The following is a 5,041-nucleotide window of genomic DNA, read 5'->3' as shown; positions in this document are numbered from 1 at the left end:
GACATGGGAGGATTGCCGCGGCCGCGGGCTTGCGCGCGCGCTGATCGGCCATGTCATGCGCGAAATGGTCGCGCGCGGCGAACAGCCCTTCCTGCACAGCTATGCCGACAATGAAGGCGCGATCGCACTCTATGAATCGCTCGGTTTCCGAATCCGCCGCGAGGTGCATGTGCTAGCGATCGCGAAATGATGAACCGCCGCGAGCACCTCGTCGCGATGCTCGCGATGGCGACCGCGCTGCTCCCCGCCACGAAATTGCGTGCTCTGGAGGCCAAGATGGAAGAAGCCGATCCCCAATATGGCCTGCTCGGCCAGATGATGGCACAGCCCGGCCGGCGCGCCGCGCTCACCGCGATTCTCGCCGAAGGCACCGGCGAAATGCCCGGCAACACCGCCTATCTGATCGGCGAGGACAGCGCGAACCCCGACGCGATCTGGATCGTCGAGCTGTGGGACAGCAAGGAGGCGCACGCCGCGTCGCTGAAGCTGCCCGCCGTGCAGGACGCGATCAAAAAGGGTCGCCCGCTGATCGCAGGATTTGGTACTCGCGCCGAGTTCAAGCCGGTGGCAAAGACCGGTGCATGACCGAAATCGAATCCCTGTCGCAGGCCGACGCCGCCAATGAATTGATGCGGCTGGCGAAGCAGATCGCCTATCACAGCAAACGCTATCACGCCGAGGATGCGCCCGAGATTTCGGACGCCGATTACGATGCGCTCGTCCGCCGCAACAACGAGCTCGAAGCCGCTTTCCCAGAGCTGATCCGTGCCGACAGCCCGAACAGCCAGGTCGGCGCCGCGGTCGAGACGTCGCCGCTCGCTAAGGTCACCCATGCGCAGCGAATGATGAGCCTCGACAATGCGTTCGCGGCGGAGGATGTCGAGGAATTCGCCGCGCGTGTCCGCCGTTTCCTCAACCTCAATGGCGACGCGGTCCTCGCACTGACCGCCGAAGACAAGATCGACGGTCTCTCCTGCTCGCTGCGTTACGAAAAGGGCAGGTTGATTCAGGCCGCGACGCGCGGCGACGGCAGCGTCGGCGAAGATGTCACCCCGAACGTCGCAACCATCGCCGACATCCCGCAACAACTGAAGGGCGACGCCCCCGACGTCTTCGAGATCCGGGGCGAAGTCTATATGTCGAAAGCCGATTTCACGGCGCTCAACGAACGGTTGATGGAAGAGGGCAGGGCGCTCGCGGCGCAGCGCGAGCAGGATTTCGATCCCGCCACTGTCCGCCAGTTCGCCAACCCGCGCAACGCCGCGGCCGGGTCGCTGCGCCAGAAGGATGCGAGCGTCACCGCATCGCGCCCGCTACGCTTTCTCGCGCATGGCTGGGGCGAGGTGAGAGCGCTTCCCGCCGAAACGCAGTTCGACGTAATGAAGGCGATCGAAAACTGGGGCGTTCCGGTATCGCCGCTGCTCAAACGCTATGAAAACGTTGCCGAAGTCCTCGGTCATTATGCCGAGATCGAGCGCCGCCGTGCCGACATGGACTATGACATCGACGGCGTCGTCTACAAGGTCGACCGCCTCGCCTGGCAGGCGCGTCTCGGCTTCGTCGCCAAGGCGCCGCGCTGGGCCATCGCGCATAAATTCCCCGCTGAACGCGCGCAGACGACATTGGAAGCCATCGATATCCAGGTCGGCCGCACCGGCAAGCTGACCCCGGTCGGCCGCCTCGTCCCCGTCACCGTTGGCGGCGTCGTCGTCTCGAACGTCACGCTCCATAACCGCGACGAGATCGGCCGCCTCGGCGTGCGCCCCGGCGACCGCGTCGTGATCCAGCGCGCCGGCGACGTGATCCCGCAGGTCGTCGAAAACCTCACCCGCGACGAAGATCGCGCGCCCTACATCTTTCCCGACCATTGCCCGGTCTGCAACAGCGAGGCGGTGGCGGAAGAGGGCGAGGTCGATGTGCGTTGCACCGGCGGCCTCATCTGCAACGCACAGAAATTCGAGCGCCTGCGCCACTTCGTCAGCCGCGGCGCGCTCGACATCGAGGGGCTGGGCGAAAAGAGCATTCAGGAATTCCTCGACCTTGGCTGGCTCGACAAGGGGCCAGCCGACATCTTCCGGCTGAAGAGCCACCGTTCAGAATTGATCGAACGTAAGGGTTGGGAAAGTGCATCGGTCGACAAATTGATCTCGGCGATCGAGACGAAACGGAAACCGGATGCCGCGCGATTGCTATTTGGACTCGGCATCCGGCACGTCGGCGTCGTCTCGGCCCGAGATTTGATGAAAGAGATACGGGAATTCGCTAGCCTGAAAGAACGGGCTCGGAAGATTCAGGAAATTCGTCCGGAGCTAGTTAAGCTGGAAACTGAAACAAATAAGGCCTTCGAAGAGCGAAAAAGGGCCGCGCTTAAGGACGTCATGAACGTCGAAGGGATGGAGGTTGTCTGTTACTCCTTGGCCGACTTCTTCCATGAGGAGCATAACGAGGTCCTATGGGACGATTTGCTATCTGAAGTCGCGCCTCCTCCCTACATCGTGGAAACGCGCGCGAGTGAAGTTTCCGGAAAAACGGTAGTGTTCACCGGTAAGCTTGAAACGATGAGTCGCGACGAAGCGAAAGCTCAAGCTGAAGCATTGGGAGCGAAAGCTTCGACATCTGTTAGCGCCAAGACGGATTTGGTTGTGGCTGGACCAGGTGCCGGTTCGAACCTTAAGAAGGCAAACGGCCTAGGCATCCAAGTAATTGATGAGGCGCAATGGGCGGAGATTGTTGCAGGGGCGGGCTGATATGAAGGATGATGCATTCTACAATCGTGTGGGCGGCGACCGAATTGAGTCGCGGCAGATCGACGAACTGATCGGCCTTTGCCGGGGAATGGCGGCTGATGGCGCCATCAATCAGCTTGAAGCTGAATTTCTTCAAAAATGGCTTGCGGCGAACGCCTCTATTAGCGGTCATTCGGTTATCCAGACGCTCTACCAACGAGTATCGGAAGTCCTCTCCGACGGCCGGCTCGAAGATGACGAAGCGATAGACTTGTTGTCGACACTCGACCAACTCTCGTCGCGTGATTTTGAGCACGGTGAAGTGCTAAAATCGTCTGACCTGCCTGTATGTGATCCCGCACCAGACCTGGTATTTGAAGATCGGCTTTACTGCTTCACGGGAACTTTCAATTTCGGGCGGAGGGCCGAATGTGAGAAAGCGGTATTGGCAAAAGGTGCGCTGCCCGGAAGCCTCACAAAAAAGACCGATGTTCTTGTGATTGGCGTCTACGCGACCGAATCTTGGAAGCATTCGAGCTTTGGGAACAAGATCGTTAAAGCATGTGAAATGCGAGACGAGGGCGTTCCAATTTCAATCGTTTCCGAAGCGCACTGGCAACGGTATCTGTAGTCCCCGTGCGCGGCATCACAGACGGCGCGGCGAAAATGCTGTGAGGGGGCAACATGGCAAAGCGTGATTATCTGAACAATCTGATGCGCGATCTCGAATCGCATACCGAGGTGCGGCGGTTCGGTAGTGGGTGGTTGTCGGGTTTTTTCGGTTTGCTGTTCGCTATCGCGGGTTTCTTCATGGTGATCGCGCTGCGCTTTCCCGACTGGTTCGCGACCCCCGAGCTGGAGATCATCAAGCATTGGGGCGGTTTTCGCGGGCTCGTCCACGCGGTGCTGCTCGTGAGTTACGGGCTGTCGCTGCTCAGCCTGTTGCTGCGCCCGCGCAAGGCGCTCGGCCTCACCGCGCTGATGATCGGGCTCGCGGCGATCCTCGTCGGCGGCGCCAATGTCCAGCCGCAGGAAACGCGCGACTGGGGCATCTTCTTCGGGCTCGACTTTTTCGTCGTGAACCTGCTCGTCACCGGCTTCATGTTCGCGCCGCTCGAACGCGCCTTCCCGCATCGCCGCACCCAGCGCCTGTTCCGCATCGAATGGCGCGAGGATCTGTTCTATTATCTCGTCAGCACGATGTTCGTGCAGGTGCTCGGCTTCCTCGCGCTCGCGCCCTCGACGATCATCAACGAGAATACGAGCAATTGGGAGGCGTTCCGCGCCGGGGTCGCGTCGCTGCCATGGATCGTGCAATTTCTGATCGTCGTCGTCGCATCGGACATGGCGCAATATTGGTTCCACCGCACCTTCCATCGCTATCCCTTCCTCTGGGGTTTCCACGCGGTGCATCACAGCGCGAAATCGATGGACTGGCTCGCGGGATCGCGGATGCATTTCGTCGAGATCATCCTGCTCCGCTCGATCACCTCGCTGCCGCTCTTCACCCTCGGTTTCGCGCCCTCGGTGATGCAGGCCTATATCGGTTTCGTCTATGTCTGGTCGTCGCTGCTCCACGCCAATGTCGGCGGCAATTTCAACCGGCTGGGTCACTGGATCGCGACCCCGCGTTTCCACCACTGGCATCACGGCCTCGAACGCGAGGCGTTCGACGTCAATTTCGCGATCCATTTCCCGTGGATCGACAAGCTGTTCGGCACCTTCCACTTGCCGAAGGACCGCTGGCCCGAAAATTACGGCATCCCCGAAGATGTGCCGCGCAGCTATTGGGGCCAGTTCCTCTACCCCTGGACGCGCACCGGCAAAAAGACCGACGAGACGCCCGCCGAATAGCTTTGAATAGGGCAATCTGTCCGCTTGCCACCCGCGCGGCCGCGCCATAAGGCGCCTTCCGTGAGCCTGCTCGCCGCCTTTCGCCGCCCCGGCATCCTGCTGCTTTTACCGCTGTTCCTCGCGCTCGCCGCGCGCATGCTCGTCGCGCCGGGCTGGATGATCGAGAGCGATGCCGGCGGGTCGATCACCGTGCGCATCTGTTCGGACCCCGCCAACCCCGGCGGCACGATGACGATCGCGCTTGCAAAAGCCGGCGATCATGAAGCCGGCGAAGCGCAGCAGCATTGCCCGTGGGGCGCGCTCGCCAATGCGCCGATCGTCCCCGACGTGCCTACCCTCGCCGCGGCGCCGATGGACGTCGGTCCCGTCCCGGTCGCGGTCCGCTCGCTCGGCTATGCGCCGGGCATCGCCTCGCCGCTGCCGCCGAGTACCGGACCACCTCACTTCGCCTGATCCAGACC

Annotated in this window: 6 protein-coding genes; all 6 read left to right on the top strand. The window is 61.6% G+C overall.

Annotated features, from left to right (window positions below):
• On the top strand, positions 1-190 hold a 190-nt coding region (locus VJ811_RS18340; RefSeq protein ID WP_324075053.1), incomplete at its 5' end, for a GNAT family N-acetyltransferase.
• Positions 187-585 carry a putative quinol monooxygenase gene (locus VJ811_RS18335; RefSeq protein WP_324075051.1) on the top strand — a complete coding sequence of 133 codons (399 nt, stop codon included), beginning with the start codon at positions 187-189 and terminating at the stop codon, positions 583-585. The genes VJ811_RS18340 and VJ811_RS18335, both read left to right, overlap by 4 nt.
• Complete coding sequence (gene ligA / locus VJ811_RS18330) at positions 582-2,747, top strand: NAD-dependent DNA ligase LigA (protein WP_324075049.1); 2,166 nt, start codon at positions 582-584, stop codon at positions 2,745-2,747. The genes VJ811_RS18335 and ligA overlap by 4 nt, the downstream gene beginning before the upstream one ends.
• A 1-nt stretch (position 2,748) precedes the next feature.
• Complete coding sequence (locus tag VJ811_RS18325; protein ID WP_324075047.1) at positions 2,749-3,357, top strand: BRCT domain-containing protein; 609 nt, start codon at positions 2,749-2,751, stop codon at positions 3,355-3,357.
• A gap of 53 nt (positions 3,358-3,410) precedes the next feature.
• Positions 3,411-4,580 (top strand): sterol desaturase family protein, encoded by a 1,170-nt coding sequence (locus tag VJ811_RS18320; protein ID WP_324075045.1) that lies wholly within the window; start codon positions 3,411-3,413, stop codon positions 4,578-4,580.
• A 60-nt stretch (positions 4,581-4,640) separates the two neighbouring features.
• Entirely contained in the window at positions 4,641-5,033 is a 393-nt protein-coding gene (locus VJ811_RS18315; RefSeq protein WP_324075043.1) for a hypothetical protein, read from the top strand.
• Positions 5,034-5,041 lie beyond the last annotated feature (8 nt).

The organism is Sphingopyxis sp. (genome assembly GCF_035250425.1).
Lineage (GTDB): Bacteria > Pseudomonadota > Alphaproteobacteria > Sphingomonadales > Sphingomonadaceae > Sphingopyxis.
This window is presented reverse-complemented; position numbering and strand designations above follow the sequence as displayed.

Bases quoted from the DNA above. Each gene is read 5' to 3' on its own strand.
- VJ811_RS18320 (WP_324075045.1), top strand. From the start codon at position 3,411: ATGGCAAAGCGTGATTATCTGAACAATCTGATGCGCGATCTCGAATCG.
- VJ811_RS18335 (WP_324075051.1), top strand. From the start codon at position 187: ATGATGAACCGCCGCGAGCACCTCGTCGCGATGCTCGCGATGGCGACC.
- ligA (WP_324075049.1), top strand. From the start codon at position 582: ATGACCGAAATCGAATCCCTGTCGCAGGCCGACGCCGCCAATGAATTG.
- VJ811_RS18325 (WP_324075047.1), top strand. From the start codon at position 2,749: ATGAAGGATGATGCATTCTACAATCGTGTGGGCGGCGACCGAATTGAG.